19 protein-coding genes are annotated in these 22,374 nt (G+C 69.4%); 17 read left to right on the plus strand and 2 right to left on the minus strand.

The window, feature by feature from the left end; translation table 11 throughout:
• Positions 1–803: 803 nt before the first annotated feature.
• Positions 804–2,180 carry a glycosyl hydrolase 53 family protein gene (locus tag AMK11_RS15760; protein WP_073727446.1) on the minus strand — a complete coding sequence of 459 codons (1,377 nt, stop codon included), beginning with the start codon at positions 2,178–2,180 and terminating at the stop codon, positions 804–806.
• A 406-nt stretch (positions 2,181–2,586) separates the two neighbouring features.
• Here AMK11_RS15760 and AMK11_RS15765 point away from each other — a divergent pair, with 406 nt between their 5' ends.
• The 8 genes from AMK11_RS15765 to AMK11_RS15800 all read left to right on the plus strand — a co-directional run bounded on the left by AMK11_RS15765 (position 2,587) and on the right by AMK11_RS15800 (position 11,460).
• Positions 2,587–3,795 carry an ABC transporter permease gene (locus tag AMK11_RS15765; protein WP_198941376.1) on the plus strand — a complete coding sequence of 403 codons (1,209 nt, stop codon included), beginning with the start codon at positions 2,587–2,589 and terminating at the stop codon, positions 3,793–3,795.
• A 41-nt stretch (positions 3,796–3,836) separates the two neighbouring features.
• Positions 3,837–4,697 carry an ABC transporter permease gene (locus AMK11_RS15770; protein ID WP_198941377.1) on the plus strand — a complete coding sequence of 287 codons (861 nt, stop codon included), beginning with the start codon at positions 3,837–3,839 and terminating at the stop codon, positions 4,695–4,697.
• A 19-nt stretch (positions 4,698–4,716) separates the two neighbouring features.
• Complete coding sequence (locus tag AMK11_RS15775; RefSeq protein WP_073727452.1) at positions 4,717–6,270, plus strand: ABC transporter substrate-binding protein; 1,554 nt, start codon at positions 4,717–4,719, stop codon at positions 6,268–6,270.
• Entirely contained in the window at positions 6,267–7,331 is a 1,065-nt protein-coding gene (locus AMK11_RS15780; protein ID WP_073727454.1) for an ABC transporter ATP-binding protein, read from the plus strand. Before AMK11_RS15775 ends, AMK11_RS15780 begins: the two co-directional genes overlap by 4 nt.
• Positions 7,321–8,382 (plus strand): ABC transporter ATP-binding protein, encoded by a 1,062-nt coding sequence (locus tag AMK11_RS15785; protein ID WP_198941378.1) that lies wholly within the window; start codon positions 7,321–7,323, stop codon positions 8,380–8,382. The genes AMK11_RS15780 and AMK11_RS15785 overlap by 11 nt, the downstream gene beginning before the upstream one ends.
• A gap of 50 nt (positions 8,383–8,432) precedes the next feature.
• On the plus strand, positions 8,433–8,993 hold the full coding sequence (locus AMK11_RS15790; RefSeq protein WP_073727456.1) for a hypothetical protein: 561 nt from the start codon (positions 8,433–8,435) through the stop codon (positions 8,991–8,993).
• 80 nt (positions 8,994–9,073) lie between these two features.
• Positions 9,074–9,877 carry a carboxymuconolactone decarboxylase family protein gene (locus tag AMK11_RS15795; RefSeq protein ID WP_198941379.1) on the plus strand — a complete coding sequence of 268 codons (804 nt, stop codon included), beginning with the start codon at positions 9,074–9,076 and terminating at the stop codon, positions 9,875–9,877.
• A gap of 26 nt (positions 9,878–9,903) precedes the next feature.
• Positions 9,904–11,460 (plus strand): ABC transporter substrate-binding protein, encoded by a 1,557-nt coding sequence (locus tag AMK11_RS15800; RefSeq protein ID WP_073727460.1) that lies wholly within the window; start codon positions 9,904–9,906, stop codon positions 11,458–11,460.
• A 32-nt stretch (positions 11,461–11,492) separates the two neighbouring features.
• Here AMK11_RS15800 and AMK11_RS15805 read toward each other — a convergent pair whose 3' ends face one another.
• A complete protein-coding gene (locus tag AMK11_RS15805; protein WP_073727462.1) occupies positions 11,493–13,082 on the minus strand; it encodes a PucR family transcriptional regulator in 1,590 nt (529 codons plus the stop codon).
• A 131-nt stretch (positions 13,083–13,213) separates the two neighbouring features.
• On the opposite strand from AMK11_RS15805, the gene AMK11_RS15810 reads away from it, so the two are divergent.
• From AMK11_RS15810 to AMK11_RS15850, 9 genes are all read left to right on the plus strand, one after another.
• Positions 13,214–14,566 (plus strand): aromatic ring-hydroxylating oxygenase subunit alpha, encoded by a 1,353-nt coding sequence (locus tag AMK11_RS15810; protein WP_079187465.1) that lies wholly within the window; start codon positions 13,214–13,216, stop codon positions 14,564–14,566.
• A gap of 92 nt (positions 14,567–14,658) precedes the next feature.
• On the plus strand, positions 14,659–15,597 hold the full coding sequence (locus AMK11_RS15815; protein ID WP_198941380.1) for a thiamine pyrophosphate-dependent dehydrogenase E1 component subunit alpha: 939 nt from the start codon (positions 14,659–14,661) through the stop codon (positions 15,595–15,597).
• Complete coding sequence (locus AMK11_RS15820) at positions 15,594–16,589, plus strand: alpha-ketoacid dehydrogenase subunit beta (protein ID WP_073727466.1); 996 nt, start codon at positions 15,594–15,596, stop codon at positions 16,587–16,589. The genes AMK11_RS15815 and AMK11_RS15820 overlap by 4 nt, the downstream gene beginning before the upstream one ends.
• Before the next feature lie 16 nt (positions 16,590–16,605).
• A complete protein-coding gene (locus AMK11_RS15825; protein WP_073727947.1) occupies positions 16,606–16,830 on the plus strand; it encodes a lipoyl domain-containing protein in 225 nt (74 codons plus the stop codon).
• 24 nt (positions 16,831–16,854) lie between these two features.
• A complete protein-coding gene (locus AMK11_RS15830) occupies positions 16,855–17,181 on the plus strand; it encodes a 2Fe-2S iron-sulfur cluster-binding protein (RefSeq protein WP_073727468.1) in 327 nt (108 codons plus the stop codon).
• 11 nt (positions 17,182–17,192) lie between these two features.
• Positions 17,193–18,881: an FAD-binding protein gene (locus tag AMK11_RS15835; RefSeq protein ID WP_073727949.1), complete on the plus strand. Its 1,689-nt coding sequence runs from the start codon at positions 17,193–17,195 to the stop codon at positions 18,879–18,881.
• Positions 18,882–19,028: 147 nt separating this feature from the next.
• Positions 19,029–20,663 carry a long-chain fatty acid--CoA ligase gene (locus AMK11_RS15840; protein ID WP_073727951.1) on the plus strand — a complete coding sequence of 545 codons (1,635 nt, stop codon included), beginning with the start codon at positions 19,029–19,031 and terminating at the stop codon, positions 20,661–20,663.
• A 29-nt stretch (positions 20,664–20,692) separates the two neighbouring features.
• Positions 20,693–21,433, plus strand: a complete 741-nt coding sequence (locus tag AMK11_RS15845) for an acetoacetate decarboxylase family protein (RefSeq protein ID WP_079187466.1) — start codon at positions 20,693–20,695, stop codon at positions 21,431–21,433.
• Positions 21,434–21,596: 163 nt separating this feature from the next.
• Entirely contained in the window at positions 21,597–22,238 is a 642-nt protein-coding gene (locus AMK11_RS15850) for a TetR/AcrR family transcriptional regulator (protein WP_241846985.1), read from the plus strand.
• Positions 22,239–22,374 lie beyond the last annotated feature (136 nt).

Below are 22,374 nucleotides of genomic sequence, written 5' to 3' on the forward strand. Positions count from 1 at the left end.
TCGTCATGAACTCACGAACCGATCGGGCCTGCACCGCGGCCGGCCCGGGCCGGAGCGGGGCACACGGACACGTCCCGACAGAGGGCGTGCGCAGGCGCTGTCGTGGCGTTGGCCGGGCGACACCTGGATCGCGAGCGGTCGGCCCTTGCCGTCACAGGCGAGGGGGATCCCGGCAGCCAGTCTTCTTCGGGATCGGCCGACGGCGTGCTCGTGCGGTTCCCTCCTGATGCCGCCCCCCTTTTTTCGGCAGGTGCCGGCGGCGTGCTGGTGGGCGCGGACGATGGTGCAGTCGATCCAGGCCCACGCCGACGCGGCCGGCCACAGCGACTGCCTGGTCCAGGCATCGCAGACAAGGCCTACAACTTCGGCGGCTCCCGTGCCTATCTGCGAAAGCGCGTCATTGCGAACACCACCCTCAATAGACCGACCAGCGACGGCACCGGCTGAGGCGCGGTGGCTACGGCGGCCGACCGCCAGGTTCGACCGGGAGACCTACCGGCGGTGCAACGTGATCGAGCCTGCGCCAACCGGCTCATGGGCTGCCGACGCACCGCCACCAGGTTCGAGAAGACCGCCACCTGCTATGAAGCGGCGGTCACTCGCATCGACCCTGCTCTGGGCACGCCCTTCTTGAAACGGGCCCTGTACTGCAACGGTGCTTGCCGTGCTTGGACTGGACGCAGTGCATGAGCGGGTCGGGCACCGTTCACAGCCCCTCACCTGGAGCAGAGGCGAGGGAGCCGGTGACCGCGGCGGCCTGACGCACGACGGTCCGGGTGCACAGCACCGGGTTCAGGCACTGCTTACGGCCTGATGGCGTCGATGGCCGGCTTCGCGGTGCTGGTGCCGTCGACGACGGGGTTGAACAACGCGAGGGGGTTCCAGCCGGCGGGCTCACCGCCCATCACGAAGTCGGGGGCCCACCAGCGGATGCCCGCCAGCACGTCGGTGCGGCGGCCCCACTGGACGAGGTCGCGGGTGAACCGGACCTGGTCGGCCGGGTTGATGGCGTAGCCCGCGGTCGGGGTGTCGAACAGCGACCCGTTGGCCGACGGGTAGGCGTACTCGGCGATGAACACCTTGCGGCCGAACTCCGCGCGCAGCCGCAGGTGGATGTCCTTGAACACGGCGAACCGGTCGTCGGGGACCGGGGGAGCGCCCGGGATGATCGAACCGACGGTGGGGTAGAAGGACACGCCCAGCTCGTCGGGGAGATACCCGTTGTCGCGCATGGTCGTCCAGAAGGCGAGAGGGACGGCCGGTGTCGTCATGTTGGACAGGCTGATGTGCGTGGAGAACTTCGCGCGGCGGTCGACGGAGCGGATGCCGTCCCGGGCGGCGGCGAACAACGCTGCCATGTAGGGCCACAGGTGTTGCCGCGACCAGGCGATGCGCTCCGCCTCGGGCATCTGGTACTGCAGCTGGAAGATGGTCATCTGCCCGATGGCGGGGTCGACGGCGTCCGGGGGCGCGTAGGCGACGGCCGGGTCGGGGCTGGGGACGACCGGGTGCGGGGTGACCCCGGCGATCCCGTTCTCGACTTCGTTCCCGAGGTCCCAGTACTCGACCTGCGCACCGGTGGACCGGATCTGCTTGGCGATCGTCGCGGTGTAGAGCCGGATGACCCGCACCATCTGGTTGAGGGTCAGGCCGGTCCAGGGACCGTTCACGTGCGCGGCGATGTGCGGGTAGTCCCGGAAGTCCGGCGGATCCTGATAGGAGATGGTGTCGCCGTAGTTGGCGAAGAGGCCGATCTCGGGATTGAACGGCACGCCGAGGGCCCGGGCGAGGCGGGCGCGTTCCAGCCCGCGGACCCACCCGTGCTCGGCGGCGCCCTGCGGAGCGACCCTTTTCGTCGCGATCCGGGCGTAGAGTTCTCGCCCCCCGTGCCGCATGAACAGCCGGTGGACCTCCGGCACGGTCCGGGCAACCAACCGCCCGTCACTCAAGGCTGCTTGGGCGAGCACCGTCTCGGTGAACGGCGACACGGACAGGGCGTTGCGGAAGCCGCCCCGCCACGCCGCGGACCCCACGACGCCGGGGGCCGCCGCGGCGCTCGCCGCGGGGGCCCCCGCCATCCCGACGCCGGCGACCAGCGCCCCGGCGGTGAACGTGCGGCGGCTCAGTAGCGGTCGTCTGGTGCCGGAGTGGCTGAGATCGATTTCGTCGTTGCTCACCATTGAGCTGTTCCCATTCTGGTGAGACCGGGATCCGGTCGGTGAACAGGGAAGGCGCAGCGTCGCCGACCACTGCGGCTCATATCAAGGCTGGCGAGCAGCGGTGGCGTGAAACGGTTCACATCAGTTGCGGACGCTACAGCGCGTCCGTCAGCACGGTCAACGCGTCGTCGAGACGTCGCTCCGCGGGTATCAGCCCTACTCGTCCGTACCGCCTCAGCCGTAATCGCCGTTCGTCGGTGGACACCTGCGACACGGGCACGGTCTCGTCGTCGTCACCTCCGGGGCGATGACCGGTAGGTCCCCGGCAGTCGATGACGGACATCGTGCGCCGCTCCGTCCGGCACGGCAAGCACCGTTGCGGTACCAGGCCCGTCGGCTCTCCCACGGACCTCGCATCACCTGAGCGGTGCCCGGCGTACGCCGCAACCTCCTGAACGGGGCGGCGCAGGGCACCTACGTTTCTCCCCGCGTCGAGGGGCGCGAAGAAAATCAAGGTCGACGCAGTGAAATCAATATTGACGTCGATGTGGATTTATTCCTACTGTTCGTCTCGCATCCCGATGACCGTTTGCGCCTGTCGCTAACCGGGTCGTACGGGTCTCATTCGGTGGCCGTGCTTGGTCCGGCCACCGGTCACAGCCTTCGACGAGGAGGGCCGTTGTTTCGATATGTTCTGCGGAAGCTTCTCCGCGGTGCGCTCGTCATCCTGCTGGTGACCTTCATGGTCGTCCTGCTCATGGGGTTGGCACCGGGGTCGGTGGCGACCGTGATCCTGGGGGAGAGCGCGACCCCGCAGGCGGTCGCGGAGCTCGAGCGAGAGATGGGTCTCGACCGCTCGGTGCTCGTGCAGTGGTTCTCCTGGCTCGGTTCTGCCCTCCAGGGCGGTCTGGGCACGTCACCGGTGACGAATCAGCCAGTGACCTCGGCCATCGTGGAGCGATTGCCGGTGACGCTGGAGATCGCGGCGCTGGCCCTGTTCCTCGCGCTGGTGATCGGCGTCCTGCTGGCGACCGTCGCGGCGCGGCAACGCCCCGATTCCCCGCTCGATCGCGGGATCAACGGACTGACGTCGGTGTTCCTGGCGATCCCGGCGTTCGTCGCGGCGCCCGTCCTGGTGTACCTGCTGGCGGTGCAGACGCGGGTGTTCCCGGTAACCGGGTGGGTGCCGCTGAGCGACGGGCTGGGAGCCAACCTGCGGACGGCGTTCCTGCCCGCGCTGTGTGTCGCCCTGATCGAGGTGGCCGTGTTCCAGCGCATCCTGCGTGCCGACCTGAGAACCACTCTGCGCGAGGACTATGTGGAGGCGGCCCGGGCCAAGGGGCTGAGCGGCCGGTACATACTGTGGCGGCACGCCTTCCGACCCGCGTCTTTCTCCCTGCTGACGGTCGCCGGGGTGAGCCTAGGGCGACTGGTCGGCGGGACGGTCATCGTGGAGACGTTCTTCTCACTGCCCGGGCTCGGCCAGTTGGTCTCCACCGCGGTCACCTCCCGTGACATCGTCACCGTCCAGGGGGTGGTGGCCTTCGTGGCAGCCGCCTACGTACTGATCAACACGCTCGTCGATCTGGGATACGAGATGCTCGATCCCCGCGTGCGGCTGGCGGGTGCGCGATGAGCGCGCCACCGAGCGCCGGCCGGGCTGCCGGCACCGTGCCTGTGAGCGGGTCCCGCGACAAGCGGGCACCAGTGGTCCGTCCGGTACGCAGACGACGCAACGTGCTCATGTGGTGCTCGCTCGCCTGGATCGTGCTGGTAGTGGTGGCGTCCGCCGGTGCGGCGCTGCTGCCGCTGGCCGACTACGGCGCTCCGATCGGCTTCCCCGGCGCGGGGCCGTCAGGCGCCCTCGACCAGTGGCTGGGGCTGGACAACCTCGGACGCAGCGTCCTGTCCCGCATGGTGTACGGGGGACAGGTGTCCCTGCTGGTGGGCGCGATCGCCGGCACCATCGCGGCGGTGGTCGGCACTTTGCTGGGTCTGATCGCCGGCTGCTTCGGAGGGCCGGTCGACACCGTGATCACGTACGTCACCGACGCCCTGCTCGCCTTTCCACCGCTCGTGCTGCTGATGGCCATCTCGTCGATCCTGCGTCCCAGTTTCGGCACGCTGCTGATCGGCCTGACCACACTGGTCATCCCCACTTTCGTCAGACTGGCCCGCGCGAACACCCTGAACTGGGCGTCGAGGGACTTCGTGCTGGCCGCCCGCAACATGGGCTGGGGCCGCACGCGGATCGCGTTCCGCGAGGTGCTGCCGAACGTCGTGCCGTCGGTGCTGGCGTACTTCCCGACCGTGGTCGCGGCCCTGATCGTCGCGGAGGGGTCACTCGGCTTCCTCGGACTGGGCATCCCCCCGCCCAGGCCCAGTTGGGGAACGATGATCGCCGACGGAAAGGACTTTCTCACCACCGACCCGCAGATGGTGTTCATCCCCACGGCGGCCATCTTCCTGACCATCTTCGCGCTGAACCAGTGCGGTGACTACGCGCGCCACAGGTTCGACAGAACGATGCAGCAATGACAAGGAAAGAGACGGGCCCATGAGAGAGAAGCACTCGCTGCGCGCCGCGGTCATCGCCGTAGCGGTGGCGCTGTTGGCCGCCTGCGGCTCGGGCGGCTCCCCTTCCGGAACCAGCCCGGACCCCGGCAAGCCGCAGTCGGGCGGGACGCTGCGCGTGGTGAAGCAGACGGAGCCGAGCGGGCTCGACCCGGCCAAGATGCTCAACCAGGTCATCAGCGAGTCACTGATCGGCAGCTCGCTCTTCGGCCAACTGCTGATCGTGGACGATGAGGGCCAGACCGAATACGGTCTGGCCAAGAGCCTCGTGACCAGCGACGGCGGCACCACCTGGCAGCTGCGGCTGCGTGACGGGCTGAAGTTCACCGACGGCACACCCCTCGACGCCGCGGCCGTCGAGTTCAACTGGGCGCGGCTGAAGGACAAGGCCGTGGGTTCTCCGTCACGCGCCTTCGCGAGCTTCGTCAAGACGATGACCCCGAAGGGCCAGACGCTCGATTTCACACTCACCCAGCCGATCGCGGAGTTCGGCAGCGCCATCGCATCGGACATGAACTTCATCGCCTCGCCCCGGGCCCTGGGCGCGGGAGCGCAGAAGTTCGACGCGAAGCCGGTCGGGGCCGGGCCGTTCGTGCTGAAGTCCTGGAAACGCGGCGGCCAGATGGTCCTGGCCAGGAACCCGGCGTACTACGACGCCCCGCGGCCGTACCTCGACCAGCTGGTGCTGACCTTCAACACGGACACCAACCAGATGTTCGACACCCAGCAGGCCGGTGGCGCCGACGCCGTCGCCAGTTCCGCCAGCGACCTTCTCAGGACTGCGGAGAAGCGGGGCCTGACGGTCGGCGCCTCGAATCTGGGCGGCGGGACCTCGCTCACCCTGAACACCCAGCAGGCGCCGTTCGACGACGTGCGCGCCCGCCGGGCCCTCCTCATGGGCGTCGACCGTGCCGCCGTGAACGTCGCGGTCTACAAGAACGCGGCCGCCGTGCCCGACACGCTCTTCGCGGACGGTTCCCCGTACAACGGGGGCACCACACTGCCGAAGTACGACAAGGCCGCCGCGCAGAAGCTGTTCGACGAGCTGGCCGCCGAGGGCAAGCCGGTCCGGTTCACCGTCACCACGTACCAGGTCACCCAGCTCAAGCGCGTGGCCGAGGCCGTTCAGGCGCAGCTCAACCAGTACGACAACGTCGAGGTGGAGGTGGAGACGCTCGACTACTCGACGGCCGTCGCCAAGACCGTGGGTCGCCAGTTCCAGTCGATCGTCTCCGCCGTCACGTTCGACCGCCCGTCGCCCCGCCTCTACACGGTGCTCGCCACCGGCCAGGCCAACAACGTGGGCGGACTCAGCAGCCCCGACCTCGACGAGGCGTTGAGCGCCGGCATGAAGGCCACGGACGAGAAGGCACGCGAGCGAGCCAACCGCGAGGTGGCCCGCCTGTTCAACGAACTGGCGCCCTCCCTGCTCTTCACCCGCAGCGCCTACGGGATCGCCTACAGCGACAAGGTGCACGGTGTCGAGTTGTACGCCAGGAGCGCGATCCGCACGGACTCCCTCTGGATGACGAAATGAAGACGCCTGACCCGGCACCGCCCGACGCCCCGCTGCTGGAGATCGACGGACTGCACACCTACATCCCCACCTCCGCCGGCGTGGTCCGGGCCGTCGACAACGTGTCACTGAGCCTGCGCCGCGGCGGGGCCCTGGGCATCGTCGGCGAATCCGGATCCGGCAAGTCGGTGCTCGCCCGTTCGGTGATGGGACTCCTGCCGCCCGACGCGGTCCGCTCCGGGCGGATCGGTTACGACGGCCAGGACCTGCTCACCGCCGCTCCCGCCCGGTTGCGGGAACTCTGGGGGACGCGGTTGGCCATCGTGTTCCAGGATCCCAGCCGGTCACTGAACCCGGTCGTACGGGTGGAGCGGCAACTCACCGAGGGGATGCGGCGACACCTGGGCCTCGGACGTTCGCAGGCCCGGGACCGCGCGGTGCAGCTGCTGGCCGAGGTCGGCGTGCCCGACCCCGAGAAGCGGCTCTCCAACTACCCGGGCCAGATGTCGGGCGGGATGCGGCAGCGAGTGATGATCGCCGTGGCCCTGTCCTGCGAACCCGAACTCCTCATCGCGGACGAGCCGACCACCGCTCTCGACGTGACCATCCAACGGCAGATCCTCGACCTGCTGGACCATCTGCGCAGTGCCCGCGGCATGGCGTTGATGCTGATCAGCCACGACCTGGGGGTTGTGTCCGGACGCACCGAGCAGATCGCCGTCATGTACTCCGGACGTGTGGTGGAGGGCGGACCCACGCCGACCGTGTTCGCCCACCCGCAGCACCGGTACACCGAGGCACTGCTGTCCGCGACCCCCTCCCTGACTGCCGCCCGGCACAGCAGGCTGCGCGTCATCCCGGGCGGCCTGCCCAGTGTGTACGACCCTCCCGTGGGGTGCCGCTTCGCCGCTCGCTGCGCCCATGCCACGGAGGCCTGCACCGCTTCCGGGGCCGGCGTGCTGGGGGAGCCCAGCGGCGGACACGACCACAGTTGTGAACATCCCGTCTCCGGCAAGGCACTCACACCGAACGGAGCCTTGTCGGTGACTCAGGAGGAAGGGGGGAGTTCCTGTGGCCGGTAGTGGTACCGCTCACCTGCGTACCCGGGACCCGCACAGCGAGGGCCGCGGTGCACTGGAGCAGCACGGCGACAACGAGACCGACAACAACGACGGCACCGGGAACGAGGTGCTGTTGTCGGTCGAGGACCTGCGCGTCGAGTTCACCACCGCGGCCGGGGTCGTGCGTGCCGTCTCCGGCATCAGCTTCGATCTGTTGCGGGGCGAGACCCTCGGCATCGTCGGCGAATCCGGCTGCGGCAAATCCACCACCGGACGCGCGATCCTGCGTCTGGGCGAGGTCAGTGGCGGACGGGTCCGCTTCGCCGGTGCGGACATCCTCGCCGCCCCTCGCAAAGAACTGACCCGGCTGCGCCGGCGCATGCAGATGATCTTCCAGGACCCGGTGGGGTCGCTGAACCCCCGCCGCCCGGTCCGCCATCTCGTCACCGAGGGCCTGGCCGCCGCGGGTGCGTCCGCCGAGCGGCGCCGGGAGCGGGCCCGAGCCGTGCTCGACAGCGTCGGTCTGGAGTACGAGCGCTTCGCCGACCGGCTGCCCAGGCAACTTTCCGGCGGGCAGGCACAGCGAGTGGCCATCGCCCGCGCGCTCGCCGTCGAGCCCGAACTGATCGTCTGCGACGAAGCCGTCTCCGCCCTCGATGTCTCCGTCCAGGCCCAGATCATCAACCTCATCGAGGACATCAAGGACGAGTTCGGCCTCACGGTCGTCTTCATCGCTCACGACCTGGGCGTCGTCCGCACCATCAGCGATCGCGTCATGGTCATGTACCTCGGCAAGATCTGCGAACTCGGCGAGCCGGAATCCGTGTACGCCTCGCCGGCGCATCCGTACACGCGCGCCCTGCTCGACTCGGTTCCCCGGTCCGACCTCCGGGGCGGGTTCGCAGGTCCCGCCCTGGGAGGCGACATCCCCTCCCCCCTCGAACCACCCAGCGGATGCCGGTTCCGTACCCGTTGCCCCCGTGCCCAGGAACTGTGCGCCCAGCAGGAACCTCAGATGGCCCAGACCAAGACAGGGCAATATGTCGCCTGCCATTTCCCCTTGACCGACTGACCCGGGCACCGGTCGGACCTTGGGACTCGACGACATGGCGAGGGAGAAGAATGGTGAACCGCACCGAAGTGCCCCGTGAGATCGCGCGACGCAAGTACGAATCCCAGAAGCACGGACATCGGGTGGGCCATATCGAGGTCTGGTACACGCCCGACGGTGAGATAGACGAGCCCTACGAGTTGACTCTCTTCTCCCCGAAGAGAGGCGAGTGGACCGTGCCGATGACGGGCCGGGACAGCATGGACTCGAATCCCGAGTTCCAGATGTACTGGACGAGGATCCCGGACTTCGGCATCAAGGAATACGACGTCCTCGCGCACGAGGACGGATGGATCGCCCGCCAGGTCTTCGGCGGCACGGCGATCGACGGAACCTCGGTGACCGCACACCAGGTCGACTTCGTCACGACTGACGAGCGTTGCAGGGTGGTGCGCCTGGAGTGGTACACCGACCCGAACCAGTGGCTACGGGTCTGGTCGGTGGCGAGCGGCAAGCCTCTCGCCGAGGTGTCGGAGCTGTTCGACACCCACGACGGCTTCAAGCGGCTCATCGCCGACACGATCGCCGGCCGTGAGAGGCGCGAAGTGCCGACCGAACCACAGGCGGGATGAGCCCGACGATGCCTCGGGGACGGGATGCGGCCGGCGGCGGGCCGGCCGCCGGCTCCGAGCGGCGGGATCGTGGGAGGCGGGTGTTCACCGAAGTGATGACCTACGCGCCGCCCGACGGACCGGCACCGGCCGTCACCGACGGCCTGATCGACCTGGTGTTCGCCGACATCTGGTCGAGGCCGGGCCTGAGCCGGCGGGACCGCCGCTTCGTCACCCTGCCGTGCGTCGCGGCAGCGGACGACGAAGCGTCCCTCGTCGATCACGTCCATGCCGCGCTCAACAGCGACGACATCGGCATTACCGAGATGCGGGAGGCCGTCCTGCACTTCGCGGTCTACGGCGGCTGGCCGAACGCGTCACGCCTGAACGCCGTCGTCAACGAGCAGTGGGCGCGCATTCACCGCGAACGGGGGCTCGCGGTCCCGGCACCGGAACCGCTGCTGCCGCTCACGACCGCGTCGAAGCCCGAACTCCGCCTCGAAGGCGGGGAGCGGGCGTTCCGCGAGATCAACTGCCTGCCGGACGCACCATCACGCGACAACCCCTACTCGGGCGCCGGGATCCTCAACTTCGTCTTCGGTGAGATGTGGTTGCGCCCGGGCCTCAGCAGGAGGGAACGCAGGCTCATCACCCTGGCCTGCGTGGCGATCCAGGGCGCATCCATGCCGATCGACGCCCATGTCTACGGTGCGTTGCGGAGCGGGGACGTCTCCTGTGACGAGATGGATGAGGTGGCGCTGCACTTCGCGGCCTACTACGGCTGGCCCAAGGCATCCCGCCTCAGTCAGGCGACCAGCGAGCAGAAACGGCGGATCACGCGGGAATCCGGGGCACTTGCGGCGGCGCAGGACAACGCCGTCCCCAGGTCCCAGGCGACTGCCTGACGTTGTCGACAACGAGAGGGAGCCCTGTGAAGACGAAGCACACACTGCGGACCGCTGTGATCGCCGTGGCGGTCACGCTGCTGGCCGCCTGCGGATCCGGCTCGGAGGGATCGGACGGGAACCGGCAGGACGACGCGGGCCCGCCGCAGTCCGGCGGGTCGGCGACCATAGTGCAGACCTCCGAGCCGCGCAGGCTGGACCCGGCGCTCATGAGCAACGACCTGGGTACCAACGCACTGGTCGGAAACTCGCTGTACGGCCAACTGCTGAGGATGGACGCCAAGGGCAAGGTTCAGTACGGACTGGCCAAGAGCCTCACGACCAGCGACGGGGGCACCACATGGAAGCTGAAGCTCCGTGACGGGCTGAAGTTCTCCGACGGAACTCCGCTGGACGCTGCGGCCGTGAAGTTCAACTGGGCGCGGCTCGCCGACCCGAAGGTCGGCTCTCAGTCGGCGCCGTACGCCGGGCTGGTGACCGACATGACTCCGTCCGGCCAGGACCTGGACTTCAAGCTCAGCCTGCCGGTGAACCACTTCGAGGCCGCCATCGCCCAGTCCCTGAACTGGATCGCCTCGCCGCGAGCTCTGCGGGGAAGCGCTCAGTCGTTCGACGCCGAACCGGTCGGTGCCGGCCCTTTCGTGCTCGGCTCGTGGACCCGTAGCGGACCGATGGTGCTGAAAAGGAACCCGGCCTACTACGACAGTTCCCGTCCCTACCTGGACGAGCTCGTGCTGACCGCGAACTCGGACTCCGTCCAGCGTGCCGCCACCGTGAAGTCGGGCGGCGCGGACGCGGGGTTCGTCAACCAGCACACCCAAGCGGAGAAAGAAGGCATGAACGTCGCGTCCCCCAAGTTGGGCGGTGGGCTGTTCATGGCCTTCAACGCCCGGACCGCGCCCTTCGACGACGTGCGTGCCCGCCAGGCAGTCGCCCAGGCGGTCGATCGCGAGGCCGTGCTCAGGACGCTCACGCCGGGCGGGGCGGCCGAGGCGCCCGCCACGCTCTATGCCGACGGTTCTCCCTACAACGGCGACAACACGCTGCCCGAGTACGACAAGGCCGCCGCGCAGAAGCTGTTCGACGAACTGGCCGCCGAGGGCGAGCCGGTGCGCTTCACCATCACCTCGTACCCGACCACCGAGGGCAAGCGGACCGTCGAGGCCATCCAGAGCCAGCTCAACCAGTACGAGAACGTCCAGGTCGAGGTCGAGGTACTGGACTTCTCCGCAGCGGTCGGCAAGACGGTGCAGAAGACGTTCCAGTTGATCACCTCCGGGCTCTACCCCGGGGTCCAGCCGGGGCTGGCCCTGTATCTGGGGCTGCACAGCAAGTCGCCGGGCAACCTGAGCGGCGTGGAGGACCGCGCACTCGACGCCGCCCTGCTGAAGGGCCTGGCCGCCACCGGCGAGGCGGAGCAGACGGAGGCATTTCAGGAGGTGGGACGGCTCTTCGGCGAGCTGACGCCAGGGATGATCTACACCCGCTACGAACTGGGTCTGGGGTGGAAGGATCAGCTGCACGGCGTGGAACTTTACGGCAACGCCGGCATCCGGACCGATACCCTCTGGGTGTCGAAGTAGTCGGACGCGGTGGCAGCCCCGGCCACATGGCGTCACCTGTGCGACGACAGTCCCGTTCGTCGCGGGGGCGTCCATGTGGCCGCCGTCGCCGTAACGGTCCTCGCGGCCAGTGCCACCTGCAGGGCGAGGCAGGTGTCGGCGTCGTCGAGGTCGGCCGCCAGCAGCTGCCCTGCCCGGTGCAGTCTGGCGTAGAAGGCGGGCCTGCTGAGCCGGATGGACTGGGCCGCGGCGGACTTGTTGCGTCCGTGGTCCAGATAGACCCGCAGCGTCTCCAGCTCCGCGGTGTGGTCGTCGGCCAGCAGTGGACCCAGCATGCGCTCGACGTACGCCTCCAGCCGGGGATCGCGGTGCAACTGGGCGAGCAGCCCGTGGACCTGGGTGTCGGCAAGCCTTACCACGGCCCGCCGCCCACCCTGCGTGGCCTCCGCCAGCGCGGCGTGCCGGGCGTCGTCGAGTGAGGACCGGATCGAACGCAGTTCGCGCACCTGGTCGCCCAGGCCGATCGTCGTCGGTCCGATGTCCCGGCACAGCCGCCCGGAGAGAGAGCGCAGCCTCTCCATCGGCACCTGGTCGGGACGCAGCGAGGCGAGGCCCGTGCCGTCCGCCCCCATCAGGACGTCGACCGGCACCAGGGCCGCGGCCTTGGTGACGGCGAGGCGCAACTGCTCGGGCGACAGCCCTGCCGCGGTGACCGCGATCCCCACGACCGTGCGGCCGTTGAACGGGAAGCCCGCCGCCTCGGCCTCGTTCCTGCCCGCCGCCTCGTTCGGGTACCAGCCGCGCGCGAGGCGTTGCAGCAACTCGGTACGGGTGTCGAGTTCGAGGACCTTGCCGTCACCCTCGATCACTCTGCGCAACGCGATGTTCTCCGCGCCGCGCTCCAGCGCGAGCCGCTGCCGCGCGGTGGGGGCGGTGTCCGGCCCCACCAGCGCCACCAGCCGGCCCCAGTACTGCCCGCGGGCGCGGACGTCCACGATGAGCCAGCCCTCGTCACCGCCGTCGCTCCGGGAACGGCGTTCCCAGTCGCCCAGGATGGCCTCCCAGTCGTCGCCCACGCCCCCGTGGAAGGCCAGGACGTGATGGGCGGGGCTCTCCAGCACCACCACGGTGCGTGTCGCCGAGGCGACCGCCAGCAGCATCTCCTCGTCCGTACGGCCCTCCAGCGCCATCCGGTAGAAGAGTTCGTGGATCCGCACAGACTCCCGGAGGTCGGTGACGGAGGAGTGCATGATCCTTGTCTGGACCGCCCTGGTGATGTCGACGAAGGGCACGGTCGTGCCCAGGCCGATCAGCGGCAGGCCCAGCTCGTCGGCCGCCCGCACGAGAGCGGCCGGTGGATTCCGCCACCGTTCACCCAGCTGGATCATCACCGCGGCGGCACCGGCGGCGCTGAGGTCCCGGATCCAGGAGCGCAGGTGCTCGTTGCTGTGCGGCAGCCCGATCCCGGTGAGAAGCACGACCTCTCCGCCACGCAGCAGGCCGGCGACCGTACTGCTCTCGAGGACGTGCGCCCAGGAGACGTCATGGTCGAGCCCGGCTCGTCCGGCGAGGACGACCGGGTGACCACGCTGTACCTCGGGGAGTTCCAGAACGCGCTGCACCGTCGGGCGTATGTCTTCCACGGCGCTCAGGTTCGTCGAATCCTTACACATTGACAAGCCGCCCACGGAATTCCGTTCAACCGTGTGCTGTCGCCCGGCTACCGCTCCGGACAAGACTCAATCCGCAGTGGCACGACGTGAGGAGGCCGAGAATGACAGCGATCGAGGGTGAACTCGTCAGCGGCACCGGCTCTGCAGCCGACACGAGCGGAGTTCCGTTCGCGGTACAGAACCCGCTTCGAATTCCCCGGGAGCGCTACTACGACCGCGGCTTCTTCGACCTGGAGAATGAGAAGCTCTGGCCGCGCACCTGGCAGATGGCGTGCCGTCTGGAGGAGATACCGCACCCGAACGACTTCACCGAGTACGAGATCGGGACGGACTCGGTGCTGCTGGTCCGGCAGGCCGACATGTCGGTGAAGGCATTCCACAACGCATGCCGGCACCGGGCCACCCAGTTGGAGAAGGGCGTCGGGCGCCTGCCGGGCGGCCAGTTGGTCTGCCCCTTCCACGGGTGGCGCTGGAACGCGGACGGTTCCAACTCCTTCGTGTACGGCGAGCACGGCTTCGCGCCCGAGTGCCTGCGCCCCGACGAGCTCCGGCTGCGCGAGTGCATGGTCGAGATCTGGGGCGGCTGTGCCTGGATCAACATGTCACCGGACGCGGGTCCGCTGCGCGAGTCGCTCGCTCCGGTCGTCGACATGCTCGACGCGCTCGGCTGGGGCAACTGGCAGGTCAAGTGGTGGAAGGAGGTCATCCTCGAGGCCAACTGGAAGATCGCCCAGGAAGCGTTCATGGAGGGCTACCACGTCCCCCAGACCCATCCTCAGCTGGCGTTCGGCCTGCCCATCGAGGACTACCCGGTCGACGCCACCGAGTACCACGTGCATCCGAACGGGCACTCCCACTTCGAGAACAAGGTGGATGGAGGGACGCCGAGCCTGGACGGCTTCCTGATGGCGGGACGGGCGCTGGCCGATGGCCAGGACGCCATGACGCTCGAGCGCGACCTCAACGTGCTCGGGGCGCTGCGCCACCGGCTGAAGCCGGGTGACAACGTGCGCAAGGCCGCGGCGGAGGCACTGCGCGCCCACGCCGAGGGAGCGGGGATCCCCTGGACCGAGGGCATGGAGAACAGCCCGCTGTTCACCAGTGGCGAGGTCTTCGTCTTCCCCAACCTGTTCTTCCTGCCCCAGTACATGAACTCGCTCGCCTACCGCATCCGGCCGTACGGAAACGACCCGGAGCGGTGCCGTTTCGAGGTGTGGTCGCTCACGACGTACCCGGAGACCGAGGTGCGGCCCCGGGCCGAGTCGCTCGGCCGGTTCGCCAAGGACGACGCCGACAACTGGGGTCTGATCCCGCTGCAGGACTTCAGCAACATCGAGCGTCAGCAGGCGGGGGTACGCACCAGGGGATTCGACGGGCTTCGGCTCGCGACGGAGTGGGAGGCCGCGATCGGCAACATGCATCTCGAGCTCGACCGCCGCCTGGCCCAGGACTAGAAAGCCGCACGTGCAGGAAGGAACGACCATTGCAACTCGAAACGTCGAGCGGTGTTCCAGGAGCGGACACGCTCCTGACGATGTACCGGACGATGACTCTCTCACGGGCCTGCGAGGACCGCTTGCGCAAGGGCTTTCGCCGGGGCGAGTTCCACGGCGTGATCTGGCCGGCGCGAGGGCAGGAGGCGGTGGCCGCCGGGCTGGGCACGGCCCTGCGCCGCGACGACCGGCTCGTGACGACGTACCGCGGCATCCACGACCTGCTGGCCAAGGGAGTGCCGCCGGTCGAGATCCTGGGTGAGGTCCTCGGGCGGAGCGTCGGCGCGTCACGCGGCAAGGGCGGCACGATGCACATCACGTGCCCGGAGGTGGGCGTCATGATGTCCACCGGCATCGTCGGCGGCGGCCCGCCCGTGGGCGTGGGACTGGCGCTCGCGGCGAAGCGGCAGGGGAGCGGCCGGGTGGTCGCCGTGACCTTCGGGGACGGGGCGACGAACACGGGGTCGTTCCACGAAGCGGCGAATCTCGCCGCGGTGTGGGACCTGCCGGTCGTACTGGTCTGCCAGAACAACCAGTTCGCCGAGATGACTCCGGTGGAGGCGACCATGCGGGTCGAGCGGGTGGCCGACCGGGCAGCGGCCTACGGCATGCCCGGCATCCGCGTCGACGGCAACGACCCGGTGGCCGTGCACAACGGGCTGACGGCGGCCGTCGAGCGGGCCAGGAGCGGAGCCGGGCCGAGCCTGGTCGAGTGCCTCACCTTCCGCTTCGAGGGTCACCACTACGGCGACCCTCAGCGGTACATGCCCGAGGAACGGATGCAACAGGCGAGGGCGGACGACCCGGTGCCGCGCTTCGAGCACTTCCTCGCGGAGCGAGGCGTCGCCGACGCGGACGAGCTGGCCAGGATCGACGCCGCGTCTGTGGCCGAGATCGAGAAGGCCGTCGCGACCGTGCTCGCGAGTCCCGCTCCGTCGGCCGACGAGGTGGAAGTCGACGTCTACGCAGACATGGCAGGAGCCCCCCGATGACCGCCAGCTACTCGATGAGCCAGGCGCTGCACGCGGCGCTGGACGGCGCGCTCGCCGAGGACGAGCGCGTGTTCCTCCTGGGAGAGGACATCGCCGACCCGGGCGGCGGGGTCACCGGGGTCACCAGGGGCCTGTCGACCAAGCACGGGCACGACCGCGTCCTCGACACCCCGATCTCCGAGGCCGCCATCGCCGGCGCCGCGATCGGGGCGGCCTTCGAAGGGCTCCTTCCGGTCGCCGAGATCATGATCATGGACTTCATCGGCATCGCCTTCGACCAGATCGTCAACCACGGGGCCAAGGCGCGCTTCATGTCCGGCGGGCGCACACCGTGCCCGGTGACCTTCCGGACCTCGGTCTTCGGCGGTTCGGGCAACGGGGCGACGCACTCCCAGTCGCTGGAGGCCCTGTTCATGCACGTGCCGGGCCTCAAGGTGGCGATCCCGAGCACGCCGGCCGACGCCGAGCTGCTGCTGCGGGCGTCGATCTTCGATCCCGACCCCTGTCTCTTCATCGACGAGACCGCCCTGTACGGCGTCAAGGGACCGCGGGCGGACCTCAAGGGCGGGGCGCTCCCGCTCGGCCGGGCCGACGTGAAGCGAGCCGGGGACGACGTCACGATCATCACCTACGGCCGTGGCGTCCGGGACGCGCTCGCGGCGGCGGAGGCCCTCTCCGCCGACGGAATCGAAGCCGAGGTCGTGGACCTGCGCACGCTCGTCCCGCTCGACCTGGACACCGTCCTCGGGTCCGTGCGGCGGACCCGCCGGGCCGTGATCGCGCACTACGCCACCGAGTTCGCGGGTCCCGGCGCCGAGTTGGCCGCCCGCATCGGCCATGACCTGTTCGGACGGCTGCTCGCCCCGGTCGCCCGGGTCGGGTCGCGGTTCGTCCCCATCCCGGCGTCGGTCGGGCTGGAGTCCGAAATCAATCCCAGTGCGACCCGGATCGAGGAAGCGGTGCGAAAGACGGTGGGTGGTTCCCGTGGCTGAGATCGTTCCTCTCAACATGCCCAAACTGTCCATGGCCGCGACGGAGGCGACGTTCCTCGAGTGGCTCGTCGAGGACGGCGCGGCGGTGACCGAAGGCGAGCCGATCTACACGGTCGCCACCGACAAGGTCGACAGCGAGGTGGAGGCTCCCGCCAGCGGCATCCTGCGCCACGGGGACGCCAAGGAGGAGACCGACTACCCGGTGGGCACCCGAATCGGCTCCATCGAGCCCTCGGCCTGACATCGCGGCCGGAGAGGAGGCGCCGTGCCGAGGGTGACCGTCGAACCGGGTGGCCACACGATCGACGTGCAGCCGCACGAGACCTTGGCGGAGGCGGCCTGGCGACAGGGGTACCGGTGGCCGACGACCTGCTGGGGCAAGGCCGAGTGCATGGTGTGCGCGGCGGTGCTCTGCGCGGGGGAGGAGGCCGTCGTCCCTGCGGACGCGGAGGAGCAGGATGCCGTACGCCTGCGGATGCCGGTGCACCTGAGGCGCCCGGCGTCCCGGCTCGCCTGCCGCCTGCGCGTCCGCGCGGACGGAGCGGTCGTCGAGAAGAAGGGCGTCCGCCCGCCCCAGAACCAGATTGAGTGATCGGAGTGCGCATGGCATCGAAAGAGGAGACGTTCGACTTCGTCGTAGTCGGAAGCGGAGGCGGGGGACTGGTCGCGGCGCTGGCGGCGCGCGACGCCGGGCTGCGCCCGGTCGTCCTGGAGAAGCAGCAGCATCTGGGCGGCTCGACGGGAATGTCCGGCGGCATCATCTGGATGCCCAACAACCCCCTGATGCGGGCCGAGGGCGTGGCCGACTCGTTCGAGGCGGGGATGGACTACCTGGAGTCGGTCGTCGGTCCCCCCGACCAGGGTTCCTCGCTCGCCCGCCGGGAGGCCTTCCTGCGCCGGGGCCCGGAGATGATCTCTTTCATCCAGCACCACGGGGTCGAGCTGATCCGGTGTGAGGGGTACTCGGACTACTACGACAACCGCAAGGGCGGCAACGCGCGCGGCCGCTCGGTCGAGGGCGTGCCGTGGGACGGCCGGCGGCTGGGGCCGTGGCGCGACAAGGTCATCCCGGGCATGAACCGCGGCGTCGGCATGGCCGTCACGACCAACGAGGCCCGCAACCTCCCGGTCTACGCCCGCGGGCTCAAGCCGCTGCTCACAACCGCGCGTGCCTGGCTCCGGACGTACCGAGCACGCCTGCGTCGCGAGGACCTGTTCACCAACGGCATGTCCCTGATGGGCCAGTTGACGAAGGCGGCCGTCGACGCGCGGATCCCGCTGTGGCTGGACACCGCGGTCGAGGACCTGGTCGTGGAAGACGGCCGGGTTGTCGGCGTACGTGCCCTTCGCGACGGTGAGCAGGTGACCGTCCGTGCCACCTCGGGGGTGCTGCTGTCGGCGGGCGGGTTCGAGCACAACGCCGAGATGCGCCGCAAGTACTCCGGTGACCAGCCCAACGACGGCCGGTGGTCGATAGCGAACCAGGGCAACACCGGCGAGGTGCTCGCCGCCGCCATGGAGCTCGGGGCGAAGACCGACTACATGGACGAGGCGGTCTGGCTGCCCATCCCGCGGCCGGAGGTGGCCGGGTCCAGCCTCAACGTCGGCCGGCAGTACCCGCATTCGATCCTCGTCAACGCGAAGGGCAGGCGGTTCTGCAACGAGGCGAACTCCTACCTGGAGGTCGGCCAGGCGATGTACGCCGACGACGCGGTGCCCGCCTGGCTGATCTTCGACGACACTTTCCGGCGCCGGTACCCCTGGGTGCGCCGCCTGCCGTCACCGTGGCGCCTGCTGGACGTGCTGCCCGGCCGCATGCCCGAAAAGCTGGTGAAGGACCAGGTGGTCAGGCGGGCGGACTCGCTGGAGGACCTCGCCCGGCAGATCGGTGTCGACCCCGCCGCGCTCAGCGACACGGTCCGGCGGTTCAACATCTTCGCCGCGAAGGGACAGGACCCCGATTTCGGCCGCGGGGAGTCGCAGTACAACCGTGTCCTCGGCGACCCGGGGCACCGGCCGAACCCGGCACTCGGGCCGGTCAGGAACGGGCCGTTCTACGCCACCGAGATCTACCCCGGCGACGTCGGCACGGCCGGCGGACTGGTCACCGACCAGCATGCCCGGGTGCTCAGCGAGGCCGACGAGCCCATCGCCGGGCTCTACGCGACGGGCAACATGACGGCCTCCGTCACCGGGCGCACCTACCCGGGAGCGGGCGCGAGCATCGCCAACACGATGGTCTTCGGCTACGTGGCGGCGCAACACGCGGCAGAGGAGCGCTCGGCCGATTGAGCCCGCCTTCCGCGGGCCATCGGGGCCGGCGCGGCCACGTGTGTGCCGCGCCGGACCCGCCGTCACATCTGATGTCTGATCGAGGGGCGAGGACATGGGCGTTCGGATCGATGGGTCCGGCTTTTTCCGCGAGTGGTGGTCGCGGCCGTGAAGAGCACGATGGGATTCGGTTCGCTGACACTCGCACACGTCCTGCGGCACGGGGCCACCTGGCACGCCGGGCGCGAGGTCGTCACGGTCGAGGACGGAACGAGGCAGCGCGCCACCTTCGCGGAGGTCGGCGCGACGGCGGCCCGGCTGGCGCACGGTCTTCGCCGCCTCAGCGTCACCGGCGACGAGCGCGTGGGAGCACTGCTGTGGAACACGCGGACCCACCTCGAAACCTATCTCGCCGTTCCGGCGATGGGGGCGGTGCTGCACAGCGCCAACCTCAGGCTCTCGCCGGACCAGCTCGCCTACACGATCAACGCGGCACAGGACCGGGTCCTGATCGTTGCCGCCGAGGCGGTCGACCAACTCGTCGCGGTACTACCGCTCCTGACGACGGTTCGCACGGTCGTGGTCGACGGTGCGGTCCCACCGCACCTGCGCGACCTCGGCCTCGACGTCCTGTCGTACGAGGACCTGGTCGTGCAGGGCGAGGACGAGTTCCCCTGGCCCGAGGTCGACGAGAACTCGGCTGCCGCCCTGTGCTTCACGACCGGCACGACGGGAGATCCCAAGGGGGTCGCCTACAGCCATCGGTCGATCCTGCTGCAATGCCTCGCCGCGGCGACCACTAACGCCCTGCGCATCGGCGCGGACGACCGGGTCCTGATGGTTGTCCCGATGTTCCACGCCACGGCCTGGGCCCACCCGTACGCCGCCTACTGGTTCGGTGCCGACCTGGTGCTTCCGTCACGGCACGTCGATCCGGTGTCGCTGCTGGACATGGTCGTGACCGAGCGGGTCACCTTCGCCAACGGTGTGCCGACGATCTGGAACGGCGTCCTCAGGGAACTGCGGACGAGCGCCGTGGAGCGGGACATCAGCTGTCTGGACCGGATCGTCGTGGGTGGTGCGGCACTGCCGCCGGCCCTGCTGGACGGGTTCGCGGAACGGGGTGTCTCGGTCGTCCAGGGATGGGGCATGACGGAGACGTCGCCGCTCATCACCGCCTCCCGACCGGCGCGCGACGCCGGCCCCGACCGGCGGCGCGGCCAGCAGCTGAGCCAGGGGCGCCTCCTCGCGGGCGTCGAACTCCGGCTCCGTCATCCCGAGACGGGAGCACCCGTCGCCGCGGACGGCAGGTCCGTCGGGGAGGTCGAGCTGCGGGGGCCGTGGGTGACGACCTCCTACCTCGGCGGGGCGGGCGAGGAGGGGTTCCGTGACGGATGGCTGCGGACCGGTGATATCGGCACCGTCGACCCGGACGGGTTCGTCCGGCTGACCGACCGGAGCAAGGACGTCATCAAGTCGGGGGGCGAGTGGATCTCGTCGGTCGAGCTCGAGAACTGTCTGCTCGGTCACCCGGACCTGTTCGATGCCGCGGTCATCGGGGTCCCGGACGAGCGGTGGGACGAGCGGCCGTGCGCCGTCGTCGTACCCCGTCCCGGGGTCGAGGTCGACGTGCGGGCGCTCCGGGCATGGCTGGTCGGGCGGGTCACCAAGTGGTGGGTACCGGAGCGCTGGTCCGTCGTGGAAGCGATCGCCAGGACCAGCGTCGGCAAGATCGACAAAAGGACTCTCCGGCAGCAGTACGAGTCGGGGCAGCTGCCGCTCCGCCAGTCACCCACGTCCTGATCAGTCCCGTGAGAGCGTCGGAGGATGCAATGGAATCGGTCGATGCGGTCCCTCCTTACCCGGAGCCTCCCTGGGACTACGTGAACGCGTCGATCCTGAACATCATGGCCAGGGTCGGGCGTCCGGAACACCTTCACCGCTTCTTGGCCCCTGGGGTGTCGGTGCAGGAGGGGCAGGACTTGGTCGTCTTCACCTTTCTCGACGTGCCGAACATCCCGCAGATGGGCCCCGACTACCACTCCTGCGAAGCGGGGGTGGTCATCCCGGTGACGACCCCGGGCGGGGTCAGGGGCGGGCACTTCGCGTTCATGCTGGTGGACAACGACGTCGCGATCACCGCTGGACGCGAGATCTGGGGGTATCCCAAGAAGCTCGCCCAGGTACGGATGCGGCGGGTGGCGGACGACGAGATCACGGCCTCCGCGACCCATCACCCGTTCCGCGAGTGGAACACCGCGGGAGCGCTGCGGGCCCGCGCACGCCTGGACGGCAGCGCCGACGCGTTGTGGGACGGCATGCGGGCCTTCGAGCCCCGCATCCTGTCACGGCGGGTCCGGTCGCCGGAGTCGGGCCGGCCCGACGGCTGGACGGTGCTGGCGGTGGCGGGTGAAACGGTGCGGGTGCACGAGCGTGCCAGCGGCTCCGCGACCCTCGACCTCGGAGCTTCTCCGCAGGAGGGACTCGACCGGCTCGGTTCACTCGACGTCCTCGGCGCTCTGTACACCCGCTGCGACTTCGTCCTGGACTACGGGACTCCCGTGCGGGGATGACGGTCGGGCCATGACCCTCCCGCGGCCTGCCCCCGAGTTCGCCTGCCCCTCCTGAGCCCCCGGCGGCACTGTCGGTTCCGGCCGATCTGCCCTCCGAACCCGCGGTTTTTTGCATGAAATGAAAATTTGCATCTATCTGCATTTTTGCATAGCGTGCAACTTCGTGAGGGAGAAGAGCGCCGCCCACGCCGGGTTGCGGGAGCGCAAGAAGCAGGCCACCCGTGTTGCCCTGGTGGAGGCAGCCGTCCGGCTGGGGGCGAAACACGGGGTGGAACACGTCACCGTCGACGCCATCAGCAGGGCCGCCGGAGTGTCGCCGCGCACGTTCTTCAACTACTTCACTTGCCGTGACGACGTCTTCGTGCTGACCAACGAGGAGCCGAGCGCCCGCATCAGGCGAGCCATGAGTGAAGCGAGTCCCGACCTCACCCCCCTGCACGTCCTGCGCGAGGCGATGACCGTCGAGTTGGCGGAGATCGAGCGGCGGCACGATCTGTGGCGTCTGCACGCCGAACTGCTCCGCAAATCGCCCCACCTTCTCGCGCGCACCATCGGTGCTCACGTCGAGGACGAACTCGCCCTGGCAAAGGCCGTCGCCGAGCGTGTCGGAACGAGTGGGGCGGGGGGACCGGGCCCGGGTCTGTACCCGAGGCTGGTGGCTGCCGTGGGCGTCACCGCCCTCCGGGTCGCGGCTGAGCACTGGAGCGCCCGGCAGGACGAGGCGCTCTTCACGGATGTCTTTGACGAGGCGTTCGAGCAGCTCGCAGCCGGCCTGCCCACACCGTCCGGGTGCGGCGCGCACTGACCCGGCACGCGGAAGACGTCCCGACCGCACCACGCCGTGGCTTCAACGACGACTTCTACGGCGGACGACATGTTATCGAGCTAGTGAAAAGAGCTGTGGTGAGTACACCTTCGGCGCCGGAGACGGCGTCACCGAC

This window comes from Streptomyces sp. CB02414 (genome assembly GCF_001905385.1).
In the GTDB taxonomy this organism is placed as follows: Bacteria; Actinomycetota; Actinomycetes; order Streptomycetales; family Streptomycetaceae; genus Streptomyces.

Coding starts and splice junctions, on each gene's coding strand:
- AMK11_RS15760 (WP_073727446.1), bottom strand. CDS start 2,180: ATGGTGAGCAACGACGAAATCGATCTCAGCCACTCCGGCACCAGACGA.
- AMK11_RS15790 (WP_073727456.1), top strand. CDS start 8,433: ATGGTGAACCGCACCGAAGTGCCCCGTGAGATCGCGCGACGCAAGTAC.
- AMK11_RS15825 (WP_073727947.1), top strand. CDS start 16,606: ATGCCCAAACTGTCCATGGCCGCGACGGAGGCGACGTTCCTCGAGTGG.
- AMK11_RS15780 (WP_073727454.1), top strand. CDS start 6,267: ATGAAGACGCCTGACCCGGCACCGCCCGACGCCCCGCTGCTGGAGATC.
- AMK11_RS15835 (WP_073727949.1), top strand. CDS start 17,193: ATGGCATCGAAAGAGGAGACGTTCGACTTCGTCGTAGTCGGAAGCGGA.
- AMK11_RS15775 (WP_073727452.1), top strand. CDS start 4,717: ATGAGAGAGAAGCACTCGCTGCGCGCCGCGGTCATCGCCGTAGCGGTG.
- AMK11_RS15820 (WP_073727466.1), top strand. CDS start 15,594: ATGACCGCCAGCTACTCGATGAGCCAGGCGCTGCACGCGGCGCTGGAC.
- AMK11_RS15810 (WP_079187465.1), top strand. CDS start 13,214: ATGACAGCGATCGAGGGTGAACTCGTCAGCGGCACCGGCTCTGCAGCC.
- AMK11_RS15845 (WP_079187466.1), top strand. CDS start 20,693: ATGGAATCGGTCGATGCGGTCCCTCCTTACCCGGAGCCTCCCTGGGAC.
- AMK11_RS15815 (WP_198941380.1), top strand. CDS start 14,659: ATGACTCTCTCACGGGCCTGCGAGGACCGCTTGCGCAAGGGCTTTCGC.